15 protein-coding genes are annotated in these 14,660 nt (G+C 42.4%); 12 read left to right on the top strand and 3 right to left on the bottom strand.

From position 1 onward, the window contains the following. Positions 1 to 18 precede the first annotated feature (18 nt). Both greA and ICN41_RS10655 read left to right on the top strand, forming a co-directional pair. Positions 19 to 495, top strand: coding sequence for a transcription elongation factor GreA (gene greA / locus ICN41_RS10650; protein ID WP_216292900.1), 477 nt, complete (start codon positions 19 to 21; stop codon positions 493 to 495). An 18-nt stretch (positions 496 to 513) separates the two neighbouring features. Further along, complete coding sequence (locus tag ICN41_RS10655; protein ID WP_216292901.1) at positions 514 to 1,005, top strand: DUF4149 domain-containing protein; 492 nt, start codon at positions 514 to 516, stop codon at positions 1,003 to 1,005. Between the two features lie 64 nt (positions 1,006 to 1,069). On the opposite strand, the gene ICN41_RS10660 is transcribed toward ICN41_RS10655, so the two are convergent. Next, complete coding sequence (locus ICN41_RS10660; RefSeq protein WP_216292902.1) at positions 1,070 to 1,696, bottom strand: YhbY family RNA-binding protein; 627 nt, start codon at positions 1,694 to 1,696, stop codon at positions 1,070 to 1,072. Positions 1,697 to 1,822: 126 nt separating this feature from the next. Here ICN41_RS10660 and ICN41_RS10665 point away from each other — a divergent pair, with 126 nt between their 5' ends. The 4 genes from ICN41_RS10665 to glmM all read left to right on the top strand — a co-directional run bounded on the left by ICN41_RS10665 (position 1,823) and on the right by glmM (position 6,797). Continuing rightward, positions 1,823 to 2,497, top strand: a complete 675-nt coding sequence (locus ICN41_RS10665) for an RlmE family RNA methyltransferase (protein WP_216292903.1) — start codon at positions 1,823 to 1,825, stop codon at positions 2,495 to 2,497. Between the two features lie 147 nt (positions 2,498 to 2,644). Further along, positions 2,645 to 4,522, top strand: a complete 1,878-nt coding sequence (ftsH, locus tag ICN41_RS10670; RefSeq protein ID WP_216292904.1) for an ATP-dependent zinc metalloprotease FtsH — start codon at positions 2,645 to 2,647, stop codon at positions 4,520 to 4,522. Positions 4,523 to 4,541: 19 nt separating this feature from the next. Further along, positions 4,542 to 5,399, top strand: coding sequence for a dihydropteroate synthase (gene folP, locus ICN41_RS10675; RefSeq protein ID WP_216292905.1), 858 nt, complete (start codon positions 4,542 to 4,544; stop codon positions 5,397 to 5,399). A 54-nt stretch (positions 5,400 to 5,453) separates the two neighbouring features. After that, the gene (gene glmM, locus ICN41_RS10680; RefSeq protein WP_216292906.1) at positions 5,454 to 6,797 is read left to right on the top strand and encodes a phosphoglucosamine mutase; all 1,344 of its coding nucleotides are present in this window, start codon (positions 5,454 to 5,456) and stop codon (positions 6,795 to 6,797) included. Between the two features lie 235 nt (positions 6,798 to 7,032). Here the strand turns inward: glmM and ICN41_RS10685 are convergent, their stop codons facing one another. Together ICN41_RS10685 and ICN41_RS10690 are read right to left on the bottom strand one after the other, a co-directional pair. Further along, entirely contained in the window at positions 7,033 to 7,908 is an 876-nt protein-coding gene (locus tag ICN41_RS10685; protein WP_216292907.1) for a hypothetical protein, read from the bottom strand. A 95-nt stretch (positions 7,909 to 8,003) separates the two neighbouring features. Continuing rightward, positions 8,004 to 8,423 carry a hypothetical protein gene (locus ICN41_RS10690; protein ID WP_216292908.1) on the bottom strand — a complete coding sequence of 140 codons (420 nt, stop codon included), beginning with the start codon at positions 8,421 to 8,423 and terminating at the stop codon, positions 8,004 to 8,006. 506 nt (positions 8,424 to 8,929) lie between these two features. Here ICN41_RS10690 and ICN41_RS10695 point away from each other — a divergent pair. The 6 genes from ICN41_RS10695 to phoU all read left to right on the top strand — a co-directional run bounded on the left by ICN41_RS10695 (position 8,930) and on the right by phoU (position 14,651). Then, complete coding sequence (locus ICN41_RS10695) at positions 8,930 to 9,943, top strand: CorA family divalent cation transporter (protein ID WP_216292909.1); 1,014 nt, start codon at positions 8,930 to 8,932, stop codon at positions 9,941 to 9,943. Between the two features lie 184 nt (positions 9,944 to 10,127). Then, positions 10,128 to 11,150, top strand: coding sequence for a phosphate ABC transporter substrate-binding protein PstS (gene pstS / locus ICN41_RS10700; RefSeq protein WP_216292910.1), 1,023 nt, complete (start codon positions 10,128 to 10,130; stop codon positions 11,148 to 11,150). Positions 11,151 to 11,232: 82 nt separating this feature from the next. Continuing rightward, positions 11,233 to 12,222: a phosphate ABC transporter permease subunit PstC gene (pstC, locus tag ICN41_RS10705; protein ID WP_216292911.1), complete on the top strand. Its 990-nt coding sequence runs from the start codon at positions 11,233 to 11,235 to the stop codon at positions 12,220 to 12,222. Further along, positions 12,219 to 13,085, top strand: coding sequence for a phosphate ABC transporter permease PstA (gene pstA, locus ICN41_RS10710; protein WP_216292912.1), 867 nt, complete (start codon positions 12,219 to 12,221; stop codon positions 13,083 to 13,085). Before pstC ends, pstA begins: the two co-directional genes overlap by 4 nt. 8 nt (positions 13,086 to 13,093) lie before the next feature. After that, entirely contained in the window at positions 13,094 to 13,930 is an 837-nt protein-coding gene (gene pstB / locus ICN41_RS10715; RefSeq protein WP_216292967.1) for a phosphate ABC transporter ATP-binding protein PstB, read from the top strand. 13 nt (positions 13,931 to 13,943) lie between these two features. After that, the gene (gene phoU / locus ICN41_RS10720; RefSeq protein ID WP_216292913.1) at positions 13,944 to 14,651 is read left to right on the top strand and encodes a phosphate signaling complex protein PhoU; all 708 of its coding nucleotides are present in this window, start codon (positions 13,944 to 13,946) and stop codon (positions 14,649 to 14,651) included. Positions 14,652 to 14,660: the final 9 nt, after the last annotated feature.

Here is a 14,660-nt window from a genome sequence, read left to right on the forward strand (position 1 = left end):
TTAAGTTAGGTTAGTAGCATGAGCACAATTCCTATTACCAAACGTGGTGCAGAGCTTCTGAAAGAGGAGCTCCACCGTCTTAAGCATGTCGAGCGGCCAGCAGTCATTGTTTCTATCTCTGAAGCTCGTGCTCAAGGTGATCTTTCAGAAAATGCGGAATATGATGCCGCTAAAGAAAAGCAAGGATTTATCGAAGGTCGCATTCAAGAGCTTGAAAGTAAGTTATCTGCAGCCCAGATTATTGATCCTGCATCATTGGATGTCACCGGAAGAGTAGTCTTTGGCGCGACTGTAGATTTGGAAGACTTAGAGGATGGCGCTCAGGTTACCTATCAAATCGTTGGTGATGATGAAGCTGACATTGCTTCTAACAAGATCTCTATTAGCTCTCCAATAGCCCGTGCATTAATTGGTAAAGAAGAGGGTGATGTGGTATCGGTGCAGGCCCCTGGCGGCAACCGTGAAGTAGAAATCTTGGCAGTTCGCTACATCTAATTCATTTAGATTCTATCCATGCAGATTGTTGGCTCCTCAAATCATGTCGGGGCGCAAAGACTCTTTATATTGGTAGTGGGTCTATGGGTGGGTAGTCTGTTAACTACCGGATATTTGGTAGCTCCTGCTATCTTTAATACCTTAACGGATCGTCAAGTGGCTGGCATGGTGGCAGGCAGCGTCTTTAGAGTGGAAGCACTATTGAGTACCGTGGTTTGTATTGCACTCATGGTACTAGCCAATTTATTGGTGAATCGTGGACTAAATCAATATCGTCTTATACGCTGGCTTTTACTTGCCATGCTTTTATGTTCCTTGGCGGCTTCATTCATCTTCATTCCTTGGATGAATACACTTCGTGATGAAGCACTTCTCCAAGGCATGCCCGTCATGCTGTCACCCTCTGCAGCTATCTTCGCTAGATTGCACGGTGCCTCAAGTATTGTTTTTGTAATCCAAAGTGTGCTGGGTATATATTTACTTTGGCGCTTAACTAAGAGCATTAAGTAGTACATCCACATTAAAAAACGCCGACTAGCGGCGTTTTTTTTGTCAATCCTCATCACTCTTTTTATTAAGAGCCGAGCGATTTCTTCTTGGTGCTACTCATTCGTACTTTCCTTTTTTTGATTGGGGCAGGAGCTGCCGTTGCCTTGCGATATCCCGGTGATGACCAGCCAATCTTGGATTCTGCGGCATCAGCTCGAAGTACACGTTTCTTGGGTGTTGCAGATTTGACTGCCGCCACCCTTGCAAATGGTGACTTATTCGCGGCAGAGCGACGATCAGATCTCTCAGAGTCGCTGGTACGAATCCCGGCTTTTGCTGGTGCGCGATTAGGTTGACGTTTGGTGCGAGGCGCTTGCAAACTTTTCTTGGTCTGCTTACTTGATCTACCTAGATTTGAAAATGCTTCATCGACCACATCTTTTGGCTTCCAGAGAACTAATAGCTTTCCAATATGTTGGACTGGGGCAGCGCTTAATTTATCGCACAGCTCTTCATAGATGGCAATGCGTGATTCGCGATCATCGCCAAAGACCCGAACTTTAATTAAGCCATGATGGCCGATGGCTAACTTAGCTTCCTTAATTACTGCTGGGGTGAGACCATCGCCTCCAACCATGACTACAGGGCTGAGATCGTGAGCATCTGCTTTAAGGGATTTGCGTTGCGCTGGGGTAATAGTGAGAGCTGTCATGGGCTCGATGATAGAGCATTGATTGGCTTAATTTAGCTAGATTTACTGTTTTTAAGCTGTTTTAGCTAGATTCCTTTGCCATCGGCAGCGGAAACAAGGAAAATGGAGGTCGAAAGTGGGTAAGTTGTGGCAAAGAATAAATTTAATAAAAGTTGGTTGCAGGATCATTTAACCGATCCTTACGTGAAGATGGCTCAGAAAGAAGGCTATCGTGCACGTGCCGTATACAAACTCAGTGAAATAGACGAGCAAGATCATCTGATTAAAGCCGGGATGACCGTGGTTGATCTTGGTAGTGCTCCGGGCAGCTGGTCTCAGTATGTGCGAAATCGTTTAACCGAGCTGGGTAAGTCCAATCCCAAAATTGAATCTGGCAAGCCTGACGGCATCATTATTGCAATTGATATATTGCCGATGGAAGACATTGCGGATGTGAGCTTCATTCAGGGAGATTTCAGGGAAGACGAGGGGCTTGCCGCTCTTGAAGCGTTATTGCCAAATGATGCAGCAGGTAAGGTGGATTTGGTTTTGTCGGATATGGCCCCGAATTTATCTGGTGTGGGCGTGGCAGATGCAGCCAGAATGGCCTTTTTAGCCGAAATAGCCTTAGATTTCGCTACGGCCCACCTTAAGCCTGAAGGAGTCTTGCTGATTAAATGCTTCAACGGCAGTGGCTACAGTCAAATTGTGGAATCCTTCAAAAAGGTCTTTAAAACCGTCTCTTCACGTAAGCCAAAGGCCTCTAGGGCCAAGTCTTCTGAAATCTTTCTCTTAGGAAGAAACCTAAAACCCCCTAAATAAACACCCTTAAATAGCTAATAACCCATCAAATAAAGGGGGTTTATTAAATAAAAATGCCATTAGCTCTTGAAAAAGGCTGGTAGTAGAATCAAATACTTAGGTAGCGATTCGCTTTAACTGCTGGGTTAATCCAGAAAAGGACTCATTTTGAACAGCAATATGTTTCAAAAAATCGGTGTTTGGCTCATTGTGGGCTTGGTGCTTTTTACTGTTTTTAAACAGTTCGATAAGCCCAAGGACCAAAATCAAGTCACGTATTCCCAATTCATGGATGATGCCAAAGCTGGCAAGGTAAAGCGCGTCGATGTACAGGGACGCACATTGCAAGTAACTCCAGCTGATGGCAATAAATATTCCATCATTTCTCCGGGCGATATCTGGATGGTGGGTGATCTGATGAAATACGGTGTTCAGGTTACTGGTAAAGCAGATGATGAACCCAATATGTTGGTATCTGCTTTGTACTATCTCGGACCTACTTTGCTCATCATTGGTTTCTGGTTTTTCATGATGCGTCAAATGCAAGGCGGCGGTAAAGGCGGTGCATTTTCTTTTGGAAAATCCAAAGCACGCTTGATTGATGAAAATAGCAATACAGTAACTTTTGCTGATGTCGCTGGTTGCGATGAAGCCAAAGAAGAAGTATCTGAGCTAGTCGATTTTTTAAAGGATCCACAAAAATTTCAGAAGCTGGGTGGACGTATTCCACATGGTGTATTGCTGGTCGGCCCTCCTGGAACCGGTAAAACCCTTTTGGCTAGAGCCATTGCGGGCGAAGCAAAAGTACCTTTCTTTTCAATCTCAGGTTCTGATTTCGTTGAGATGTTTGTTGGTGTGGGTGCTTCACGCGTTCGCGATATGTTTGAAACAGCTAAGAAAAATTCTCCTTGCATCATTTTTATTGATGAGATTGATGCGGTAGGTCGCCACCGTGGCGCAGGTATGGGCGGCGGTAATGATGAACGCGAGCAAACATTGAACCAAATGTTGGTTGAGATGGATGGTTTTGAAAGCAATAGCGGTGTGATTGTTGTTGCTGCTACCAATCGCTCAGATGTTTTAGATAAAGCCTTGCTCAGACCGGGTCGTTTTGATAGACAAGTCCATGTTGGCTTGCCTGATATTCGTGGTCGCGAGCAGATTTTGCAAGTTCACATGCGCAAGGTTCCAATTGATCCAGACGTAAACCCTGCCGTATTGGCGCGTGGTACCCCTGGATTTTCTGGTGCAGATTTAGCCAACCTCGTAAATGAGGCCGCTCTCTTTGCTGCCCGACGTAGTAAGCGTTCCGTTGATATGAGGGATTTTGAAGACGCTAAGGACAAGATTTATATGGGCCCTGAGCGTAAGTCGGCTGTGATGCGTGAAGAAGAGCGTCGTAATACTGCTTATCACGAGTCAGGACATGCGGTTGTAGCCAAGGTTCTTCCTAAGGCAGATCCTGTCCATAAAGTGACGATCATGCCACGCGGTATGGCATTAGGTGTTACTTGGCAGCTTCCTGAGTTTGATCGGGTCAATTTATATAAAGATCGTATGTTGGAAGAGCTGGCTATTTTGTTTGGCGGCCGCGCTGCAGAGGAAGTGTTTTTGCATTCTATGAGTACCGGTGCTTCGAATGACTTTGAGCGCGCTACTAAAATGGCGCGCGATATGGTGACTCGTTATGGAATGAGTGATAGCTTGGGTACCATGGTTTATGTTGATACAGAATCAGAGAGTATTTTTGGTCGTACTAACTCCAAAACTGTTTCTGAATTGACTCAACAAAAAGTGGATGCTGAAATTCGGACATTGATTGATAGTCAATATGCATTAGCAAGATCCATTCTGGAACAAAACCGGGATAAAGTTGAGGCAATGGTTGCTGCCTTGCTTGAATGGGAGACCATTGACGCAGAGCAGATTAATGACATTATGGAAGGGCGCCCACCGCGTGCTCCTTTGCCACCTCCTGCAACCCAGTTTGGTAACTCAGCTGGCACACCAGGGCCGGCTGCCGGTAATGCACCTGCTACTGCCTAATAGCTAAGCATTTAGATTCATGCTCAAGTTAGATTTGCCCGCAACATGGCGTTGCGGGCATTTTCTTTTTGACTTTAGTAAACGCAAGAGACCTCTTGTCATGGGCATATTGAATGCCACCCCTGATTCATTTTCTGACGGTGGAAAATACAGAACTGCCAGTGATGCTATCGCCCAGGCAGATCTCATGATTGCAAGCGGCGTTGATCTGATTGATATTGGCGGTGAGTCTACGAGGCCTGGTGCAGAACCGGTGTCACTTCAAGAGGAGCTAGATCGGGTTTTACCTGTGATTGAATCTCTAAAGAATTGTGGTGTGCCATTATCAATCGATACCTATAAAGCTGAAACGATGCGTCAAGCATTGCATGCAGGTGTTAATTGTGTAAACGATATTTGGGCGCTTCGACAAGAAGGGGCTCTAGACGCAGTTCTAGAAAGTTCAAATTGCGGCCTGGTACTAATGCATATGCAGCGCGATCCGCAAACAATGCAATTTGATCCTGAATATATTGACGTCATTTCTGAGGTAACTCAGTTTTTAAATGAACGTGCTGCTTTGTTGGTAAAAAGTGGCATTCATCAAGATCGCATTGCAATTGATCCCGGCTTTGGTTTTGGTAAAAGCCTGGAGCACAATATTAAGATGTTGGCTCATTTTCAGAGTTTTGCCTCTACTGGATTTCCGGTTTTGGCTGGCATATCTAGAAAATCCATGCTGGGGAAAATCACTGGCAAAGATACCAATGATCGGGTGGCATCGAGCATAGCGGCGGCAATTATGGCTGCAGACAGAGGTGCTCAAATTATTCGAGTTCATGATGTGCCCGAGACAGTTGACGCCTTAAAGCTTTGGGATGCACTACAAGATGCATAAAACTTGATTTTTTTTAAATATCAGGATGAACGTCTCGGTTTTATAATCAAACCCATGAAAAAACAATACTTTGGTACTGATGGCATTCGCGGTGAAGTAGGGCAATTTCCTATTGTTCCTGAGTTTATGACTCGCTTAGGCTATGCCGCAGGTAAGGTCTTAACTAAAGATGCAAAACCGGGTGAGCGCAGCAAGGTGTTGATTGGTAAAGACACCAGAATCTCTGGCTATTTATTGGAAGCTGCCCTAGAAGCAGGATTTGCAGCAGCAGGCGTTGACGTCATGCTATGTGGGCCTATGCCAACCCCTGCGGTTGCCTACCTTACAAAAGCACTTCGCTTATCAGCTGGTGTAGTGATCTCGGCATCACACAACCCATACCAAGATAACGGTATTAAATTTTTCTCAGCCCAAGGTGATAAGTTATCTGACGATTTTGAATTTGCGATTGAAGCAGAATTAGAAAAGCCCATGGGATGTGTGAACTCTCAAAATCTAGGTAAGGTATTTCGCTTAGATGATGCAGCTGGGCGCTATATTGAATTTTGTAAATCGACATTCCCAGGAGATCTGAACTTAAAAGGAATGAAGTTGGTTGTCGATTGTGCCAATGGAGCCGCATACCATATTGCTCCGTATGTATTTCATGAGCTGGGTGCAGAAGTGATTTCAATTGGCGTTAATCCAGATGGACGCAACATCAATGATGGGTGCGGTGCAACTGCGCCAGCCGCATTGATTGCAAAAGTAAAGGAAGTTCAGGCTGACCTTGGGATTGCTTTAGATGGCGATGCAGATCGTTTGCAAATGGTTGATGAAACGGGTCGTTTATTTAACGGCGATGAGTTGCTCTATGTTTTAGCAAAAGACCGAATCGATCATGGGCAGAAATTAGGTGGTGTCGTTGGAACCCTAATGACTAATCTGGCTATTGAAAATGCAATTAAGGATCTTGGCATTGAGTTTGAGAGAGCCAATGTCGGTGATCGTTATGTACTGGAGATGTTGAAGCAGAAGGAATGGCTAATTGGCGGCGAGGGCTCTGGCCACCTTTTATGTTTAGACCATCACTCTACAGGCGACGGTACGATCGCGGCTTTACAAGTTCTGGCAGCAATGAGTCAGAATAAGAAGAGCCTTGCTCAGTTATTAGATGGGGTAAGCATCTTTCCTCAGGTGCTTTTGAATATTCGCTACAAGGTAGGCTATGACTGGAGGACTGACCAAAGTCTTGCCAAGCAAATTGCGAAAGTGGAGCAGGAATTAAAAGGTATTGGTAGGGTACTAATCCGCGCCTCAGGCACTGAGCCCTTAGTCAGGGTGATGGTTGAAACGCAAGATGCTGAGCTGGCCATGAGCGCAGCCAAGAGTATTGCGAATCTAATTCCCTCGGACTAAGATTACTTAATTCCTGCATGCATAAGTTTGTGGTTTTGAGTTACCTACGGGCTCCTAGGAAAGACTGTTGCATTAATTTACTTAAGAATGATCCCTCGCATCCAATAAGTAGAATTATTAATAAGTACGATTAATAATTTAGATCAAGTATTCCACAAAGTCGACAAAGAAGCACACTAACTCCGGTGAATAATAATTTGTATCCGAATATAGCGTCAATCTAAAGAGAATATTCTTATTTAAAGCTTGGTGCCAGCATATTCTGTCTAATCATAAGTGGAGTAAAACTAAAGGGTTGCTCCAAGCCGGGAAATACTTGCACCTCAACGGCTTGTACTTCATTTGCCCCCATCACCTCTAGTCTCATGACATTTTCGAGGGTATTTTTCTGGTCAGGCGTCTTCAAGGGCTGGTCGATGATGAGGCGATGGCTATCTCCATGAATTAACAGAACTGGTTTCTTGAATGACTCAGCCTTCAAGCTCAATAGCTTCAGGGTATCGCTATACCCACTTTCGGGATCTACTCCTTGGTTCTTTGAGTAAAACATATCAGCTTGGTATGAAAAAATAATAGCCTCATAATTCTTGGCCGTTGCTAGCCAAAATGCATAGTTAATCCAACTTAATGTAGCCTCATTTCTCTCTCTGTATTCTTGTCTAGAGCGATCATCTCGCTCATTATTATTGTTTGATCCCGTAATATGTAAATTTACAAATAGAAAGCCATTCTTCATCCATAGAGAGTTTTCAACAAACTTACTAAACTCTGAATCTACATCGGCTTGCCTTACTATTGCTGCGGGATTTTTTCCTAAACTAAATTCAGTTTTGAAAAAAGTTTTTCTTAGGGCTTGTAATCTCTCGATTGGATCATATGAACCGGCTGATATTCTGTGGCAATCAGTCCATTCGTTATCACCAGGTGTGTACATTAAGGGACCATTGAACTTATTAAAATAGTCTTGAACGATCAAGTTGTAATCATCAGAGCATGGTGTCGATCCTGATTTTGTATCGCCTACAAAAACCGTGAATGCTGGGTTTAGGCTGTTGATATATTGGATTAATCTTTCGTAGCGAGGATAGTCATTTGGGATGTTGTATGGCATGTCTCCTAGTGCAACAAACTTAAATGTTTGTGCATTCGCTATGCATGAGGCTATTGAGAATATTGCAATACAGATATTCTTGATTATGAATTTTGTCATTTGTATAAAGGTAGACTGCTTGTGATTTCTTTAATTTCAATTTCACCAAATATATAAGATTCAGAGCTGATTTCAATCCAGCCTAAATCTAAAAAAACATTTTTATATTCCTTAGAATATTTTTTAGATATTCCATAAAAGATATCGATTAATTCTGCTTGCTCTTCCTCGCTCACAGTCTCTGAAAAGTAGATGACTTTTTCACCAGAATAAGTTTCACCGATTTCACCACCTGGAATATCTTGTATACAAATGCCAAGATCCGGATCATAGCTTGCCTCAAAGGATGGCTTAATTTTGGTCAAAACTGATCCGAGCTTCCATACCATTCCGCATTTTATTTCTTGATTATTTCGCTGGAATACGTTCCGCTCAACTATAGAGCCCATTTCTAGAGGAATAATTTGATAGTACATAGGTGACTCCATTCAATATCAAATAAATAAAGGTAGTTATGATTGTGATCTTCATTTATGACAGAAGATCTGATTAAATTCTTATCTTTGGTGATAAAAAGTGCCACGTTAATCCTACTTCAGATCGAGTTAAGTAGAAATCTTGCATTGATAACAAGCTACCTAAAAACACCGTTGTTCTCATGCATGAAATATCTAGATCAAATCATCCCCCAAGGAAATGATCACGGCAATTAATGCATATTGGTTTAAATATTACTCTGTTACAGGGAGATTTGGAGTTGCGTTCCAATGATTATCACCAGCCTTAACTATTCCAGGATCATTGGCATTAAAGGCTCAAATGCAAGAGCCAGAGCAGGCAGTAGCAATAAGCCCAGCAGAAATGATTTCATCCAATAGGACATCTAGCTAATTCTGTGATTTATTATGCTTAGCGAATTCATATGACAATTTGATGTCACACCCTAAGTAGTATTTGAGTGCATATGTCATACAATTTGTCCATGCAAGCTGATAGAACTCCTAATCTCTTTCCAATTGCAGGCGTGGTGTTTGCATGGGCTATGCCAAAAACAGGGAAGGGCTATGAGATTCCTTTGTTTGAGATTGCACAATCGATTGAAGACCCCGACTTATCTATCTGGCTTCATTTAAATCTCTCGAACACCCAAGTGCAGCGTTGGCTTGAAAAAACTAGCCTCGTACCAGAGCGTGTTGTAGAGATGATTGAAGAAGGCGTTAATTTGAGCCGTATGGAGCGCATTGAAAAGCTCAATGACTGCTTAGTGATGGTAATGAACGATTTTCATCAAGAGTTTGGGGAGGATCAAGTTGATGGGAGTTTGGGTACTCTTTGGGCCATTGTTACCCCTAAGTTAATGGTTTCATTAAGAAATAACCCCCTCAAAACTACTGATAAATTGCGTTATGACTTAAGAAGCGGTGAGATTAATCCATCGTCAGCAATTGAGCTCTTTCATGAGCTACTAGATCTAAGAGCTGAACAGCTCAGAACACTTTTGGTGCATTTATCTCAAGATATGGACGTTCTTGAGGAAAACCTACTCAAAGGTAAAGATTTTCCAGAGCATGAAAGTCTAGGCAGAATTCGGATCCAGTGTAGCCGTCTACGCAGGCAATTTTCGCCCGAGCTAATTGCTTTGCATCGACTTTTAAAACGGCTTCCATATTGGTTTTCTGATGAAAATAAAAATCGACTCACAGATGATGTAGATTTGCTTTCCTACCTTGTGCAAGACATCTCGAGTCTTTATGACAGAGCAAAGGTCCTGCAGGATGAGCAAGCTGCACATGTTGCTGAATTTAATGCCAAAAATTTGCAGGTCTTGTCTGTGATGACGGTAATTTTCTTGCCGATGACTTTGATATCTGGAATTATGGGCATGAATATGGAAGATCTTCCTGGTCTGAAGGGGTCTTTCTTTGAAGTTATGGTTGTCATGTCCATTGCTGGAGGGGCAGTCTATGGAGCACTCAAGCTAAAACGCATTATTTAAGGTGTTTAGTTCATTAGATAACCCGCGCTAAGTTAGGTGTTTTTAAAAACTATTTATATTCATAAGTTGTTGATTTTATTAAATTTATTGATGTTTAAGTTGCAATGTCATTAAAGCGTCATACATAGTCCGTATCTTGCATTGATTGCATTCTTTTGTAATCCCCTCAATAAGGACTAATTCAATGAAATCTTTCATCAAAAAAGCACTGGTAATCAGCGCTATTTCTCTTGCTCCAAGTGCATTTGCTTTGGATATGACAGGTGCTGGTGCAACATTCCCATACCCAATTTACGCAAAGTGGGCAGAGGCTTTTAAAGCAAAGACTGGCTCTAACTTAAATTATCAATCTATCGGCTCTTCAGGCGGTATCAAGCAAATCAAAGCGAAGACTGTTGACTTCGGCGCTACGGATAATCCTGTCAAGTTTGATGATTTAGAAAAGGACGGCTTGGTTCAGTTCCCAGCAATTATTGGTGGTGTAGTGCCTGTTATTAACGTGGAAGGTGTAAAGCCTAATGAGCTTAAGTTGTCGCCGGATACTTTGTCTGATATTTTCCAGGGCACTATCTCCAACTGGAATGACAGACGTATTGTTTTGAATAACCCAGGAATGAAAATGCCTGACTTAGCGATTACTGTTGTACATCGTGCTGACGGATCAGGCACTACTGCAATCTTTACAAATTATTTGGCCAAGGTAAGTCAGAACTGGAAAGATGCTGTTGGCGAAGGTGCCTCAGTAAAATGGCCAGCTGCATCCTCAGTTGGTGGAAAAGGGAATGAAGGTGTTGCAGCTAACGTATCACGTGTTAAGGGTGCAATTGGTTATGTTGAATATGCATATGCCAAGAAAAATAAAATGACCAACGTTTCACTAATGAATAAAGACGGTCTCTTTGTTCAGCCTGATGACCTTACATTTGCAGCTGCTGCAGCTGGTACAGATTGGTCAAAAGTTCCAGGCATGGGCACATTCATTACTAACGCTCCTGGTGCCAAATCATGGCCAATTACTGGTGCATCATTCATCTTGCTATACAAGAATCCAGAAAACAAGGCTACTGCTGCTGAAGTAATTAAGTTTTTTGATTTTGCATTTAAAGATGGAAAGAAGATGGCAGAAGAGTTGGATTACGTTCCAATGCCTGATGTCACAACTGACTTTATTCGTAAAAACGTGTTTTCAAAAGTTGTTACTAAATAAAATTTGGAACTATCTCTCTTAGTTCCTCACATAACAGCTCCACACAGAGTGGGGCTGTTTTTTAATTTAAATAAGCTTAATCATGATTGAATTAACTCAGGCTCATTCAGCACCAACGCCTCAGGCTCTGCGGATTGCTAAGTTACAGCGTGTACAAGATTTTCTATTTCACGGGATAACACAATTCTTTGCATTAACTGTACTGATTGCTTTGGTGGGCATTATTATTTCGCTGGTAATTAATGCGTGGCCGGCACTCGATAAATTTGGAATTGGGTTCTTTTTCACCAAGGAATGGGATATTGTTAATGGTGAATTTGGTGGCTTAATTGCAATCTACGGGACCTTAGTCACCTCATTGATTGCCTTGTTAATTGCAGTACCTTTAAGTTTTGGTATTGCGGTATTTTTAACTGAGCTATGCCCTGGTCCACTCAAAAGACCATTAGGTACTGCAGTTGAGCTCCTTGCCGCTGTTCCATCGATTATTTACGGTATGTTTGGACTCTTTATATTTGCACCGCTATTCGGTGAATATATTCAGCCAGCATTGGCTGCTACTTTGGGGCAGATTCCGGGTTTAGGAATCCTATTTTCTGGAGCATTTAACGGCATTGGCATTCTTTGTGCCGGTTTGATTCTCGCAATGATGATTTTGCCATTTATTGCATCTGTAATGCGCGATGTATTTGAGATTGTTCCGCCAGTGCTGAAAGAGTCCGCTTATGGTATCGGCTGTACAACTTGGGAAGTAGTTAAGAACGTAGTGCTTCCCTATACCAAGGCTGGTGTTATTGGCGGCATCATGCTTGGATTGGGTAGGGCGCTTGGCGAAACTATGGCGGTTACTTTTGTTATTGGTAACGCTCATCGCCTTTCCCCATCCTTATTCGCTCCTGGTAATTCAATTGCATCAACGCTAGCAAACGAGTTTGGTGAGGCTGAAATTGGGTTACATTATTCCTCCTTATTTGCGCTCGGTCTTGCGCTTTTCATTATTACATTCATCGTTTTAGCAATTGCCAAGTGGATGTTGATGAATATGGAGAAAAAGCAAGGAATTAAAACATGAACGGTTTTTCAAACATCAATCCTGCAGTTTTTGCTAGACGAAAACGTGCAAATAAAATTGGCTTAGTCCTTTCTATGGCGGCAATGGTTCTAGGCATGGTTTTTTTGCTTTGGATCTTGAGTATTCTTTTTATTAAAGGTTTCTCATCAATTAATTTTGATGTGTTTACGCAGAGTACTCCTGCGCCTGGATCAGATGGCGGTGGTTTGGCAAATGCCATTGTTGGTAGCCTCATGATTGTTGCTAGCTGCACTTTAATCAGTACTCCTATTGGGGTTCTGGCTGGCCTATATCTCTCTGAATATGGTGATAGAAGTAAGGTTGCTTCGATAACACGTTTCGTAACCGATATCATGCTTTCGGCCCCATCCATTGTGATTGGTCTGTTTGTCTATGCTCTGGTTGTGGCTCAAGTACGTCATTTTTCAGGTTGGGCAGGAACAATCGCATTAGCATTAATTGCTATTCCGGTTGTTGTTAGAACAACTGAAAATATGTTGCGCTTAGTGCCTGGAAGTTTGCGTGAGGCAGCTTATGCCTTAGGAACACCAAAGTGGAAAGTTGCCTTCATGATTACATTGCGCGCTGCACAAAGCGGTGTGATTACTGGCATCTTATTGGCTCTTGCACGCGTTAGTGGAGAGACGGCGCCTTTGTTGTTTACAGCATTAAATAATCAATTTTTCTCAACCAATATGAACGCGCCTATGGCGAATTTGCCAGTGGTTATTTTCCAGTTTGCAATGAGTCCTTATGACAACTGGGTTGATTTAGCATGGGCCGCAGCTTTATTAATTACTTTCGCTGTGCTTGGCTTAAATATTTTGGCGCGAGTCGTATTCCGTGAGAAGGTACAAGCATGATGAGCAATATGAAAACAATGTTTGACTTAAATAAGATAGATAGTCAAGGGGGTAAAGTGGATACAACAAATCAACATTCAGAGCAGGCTGCTATTAATGCTATTGAAGTAAGAAATTTGAACTTCTTTTATGGCTCGTTTCAGGGTCTAAAGGATATTAATCTTGATATTGAGCAGGGTAAAGTTACTGCATTCATCGGTCCTTCAGGTTGTGGTAAATCAACTTTGTTGCGCACCTTAAATCGTATGTATGATCTTTATCCTGGTCAACGTGCGGAAGGTGAGATTAATTTTTATGGCCAGAATATTCTTGAACCTGGTCAGGACTTAAATTTACTGCGTTCACGTATTGGCATGGTTTTTCAAAAGCCGACCCCGTTTCCAATGTCAATCTATGAAAATATTGCATTTGGTGTACGTTTGTATGAGAAGCTTTCCCGCTCTGAAATGGATGAACGTGTACAGTGGGCGCTGAATAAAGCAGCCTTGTGGAATGAAGCTAAAGACAAGCTTAATCAAAGCGGTTTATCTTTGTCTGGTGGTCAACAGCAGCGTTTGTGTATTGCTCGTGGTGTAGCAGTCAAACCATCTGTTATTTTGCTTGATGAGCCTACATCGGCTTTAGATCCAATCTCTACTGGTAAGATTGAAGAGTTGATTAACGAACTTAAACATGAATACACCATTGCTATCGTTACCCACAATATGCAACAGGCAGCTCGAGTCTCTGACTACACTGCCTATATGTATCTTGGAAGCTTGGTGGAATATGGTAAAACAGACGAAATCTTTATCAAACCAAAGCGTAAAGAAACAGAAGACTATATAACCGGTCGCTTTGGATAATCGGAGACATTAAATGCCAGATAAACACTTATCGTCACAATTTGACGCCGATCTAAACTCCCTTTCTAGCCGTTTACTTGAGATGGGTGGTTTGGTCGAATCACAAATTTCAACTGCCATGCGTGCTTTTACGCAAATGGATTTGGATACTTGTAATGTCGTTATTGAAAATGAAAAATTAGTTAATGATTTAGAAATTCAAATCGATTTAGCTTGTACTGAATTGATTGCTCGTAGACAGCCAACTGCCCGTGACCTACGTTTGGTTATGGCTGTATCAAAAGCGATTACTAATTTAGAACGCGCTGGAGATGAAGCAGAGCGTGTTGCAAAGAGAACTAAAAAACTGATTGAGTCAGGCGAGCCCTACAATATTAACGTTGCAGAAATTCGATTATCCGGTCAAATGGCTATTACCTTATTGCGTCGCAGCTTAGATGCGTTTGCAAGACTTGATACAACCGCAGCGGCCGATGTCGTTGCTGAAGATCGCCAGATTGATGAGGAATTTAGAGGATTCGTTAGAAAACTGATGTCCTATATGGCTGAAGATCCTCACATGATAAGCGCCGGCTTAGATATGTTAACTATTGCGAAGGCAATAGAGCGCATTGGCGATCATGCCAAGAATATTGCTGAATTTGTGATCTATATCGCAAAGGGCGCTGATGTGCGACATATTCCACACGAAGACTTAGTGCGCGAAGCAAATAAACCATAAATTATTTGA

This window comes from Polynucleobacter sp. 15G-AUS-farblos (assembly GCF_018882445.1).
Taxonomy (GTDB): domain Bacteria; phylum Pseudomonadota; class Gammaproteobacteria; order Burkholderiales; family Burkholderiaceae; genus Polynucleobacter.

Excerpts from the sequence above, each read along its gene's own strand:
- ICN41_RS10655 (WP_216292901.1), top strand. The coding sequence starts at position 514 with ATGCAGATTGTTGGCTCCTCAAATCATGTCGGGGCGCAAAGACTCTTT.
- phoU (WP_216292913.1), top strand. The coding sequence starts at position 13,944 with ATGCCAGATAAACACTTATCGTCACAATTTGACGCCGATCTAAACTCC.
- pstB (WP_216292967.1), top strand. The coding sequence starts at position 13,094 with ATGAAAACAATGTTTGACTTAAATAAGATAGATAGTCAAGGGGGTAAA.
- ICN41_RS10695 (WP_216292909.1), top strand. The coding sequence starts at position 8,930 with ATGCAAGCTGATAGAACTCCTAATCTCTTTCCAATTGCAGGCGTGGTG.
- ICN41_RS10660 (WP_216292902.1), bottom strand. The coding sequence starts at position 1,696 with ATGACAGCTCTCACTATTACCCCAGCGCAACGCAAATCCCTTAAAGCA.
- ICN41_RS10685 (WP_216292907.1), bottom strand. The coding sequence starts at position 7,908 with ATGCCATACAACATCCCAAATGACTATCCTCGCTACGAAAGATTAATC.
- glmM (WP_216292906.1), top strand. The coding sequence starts at position 5,454 with ATGAAAAAACAATACTTTGGTACTGATGGCATTCGCGGTGAAGTAGGG.
- pstC (WP_216292911.1), top strand. The coding sequence starts at position 11,233 with ATGATTGAATTAACTCAGGCTCATTCAGCACCAACGCCTCAGGCTCTG.
- greA (WP_216292900.1), top strand. The coding sequence starts at position 19 with ATGAGCACAATTCCTATTACCAAACGTGGTGCAGAGCTTCTGAAAGAG.
- pstS (WP_216292910.1), top strand. The coding sequence starts at position 10,128 with ATGAAATCTTTCATCAAAAAAGCACTGGTAATCAGCGCTATTTCTCTT.
- folP (WP_216292905.1), top strand. The coding sequence starts at position 4,542 with ATGCTCAAGTTAGATTTGCCCGCAACATGGCGTTGCGGGCATTTTCTT.
- pstA (WP_216292912.1), top strand. The coding sequence starts at position 12,219 with ATGAACGGTTTTTCAAACATCAATCCTGCAGTTTTTGCTAGACGAAAA.
- ICN41_RS10690 (WP_216292908.1), bottom strand. The coding sequence starts at position 8,423 with ATGTACTATCAAATTATTCCTCTAGAAATGGGCTCTATAGTTGAGCGG.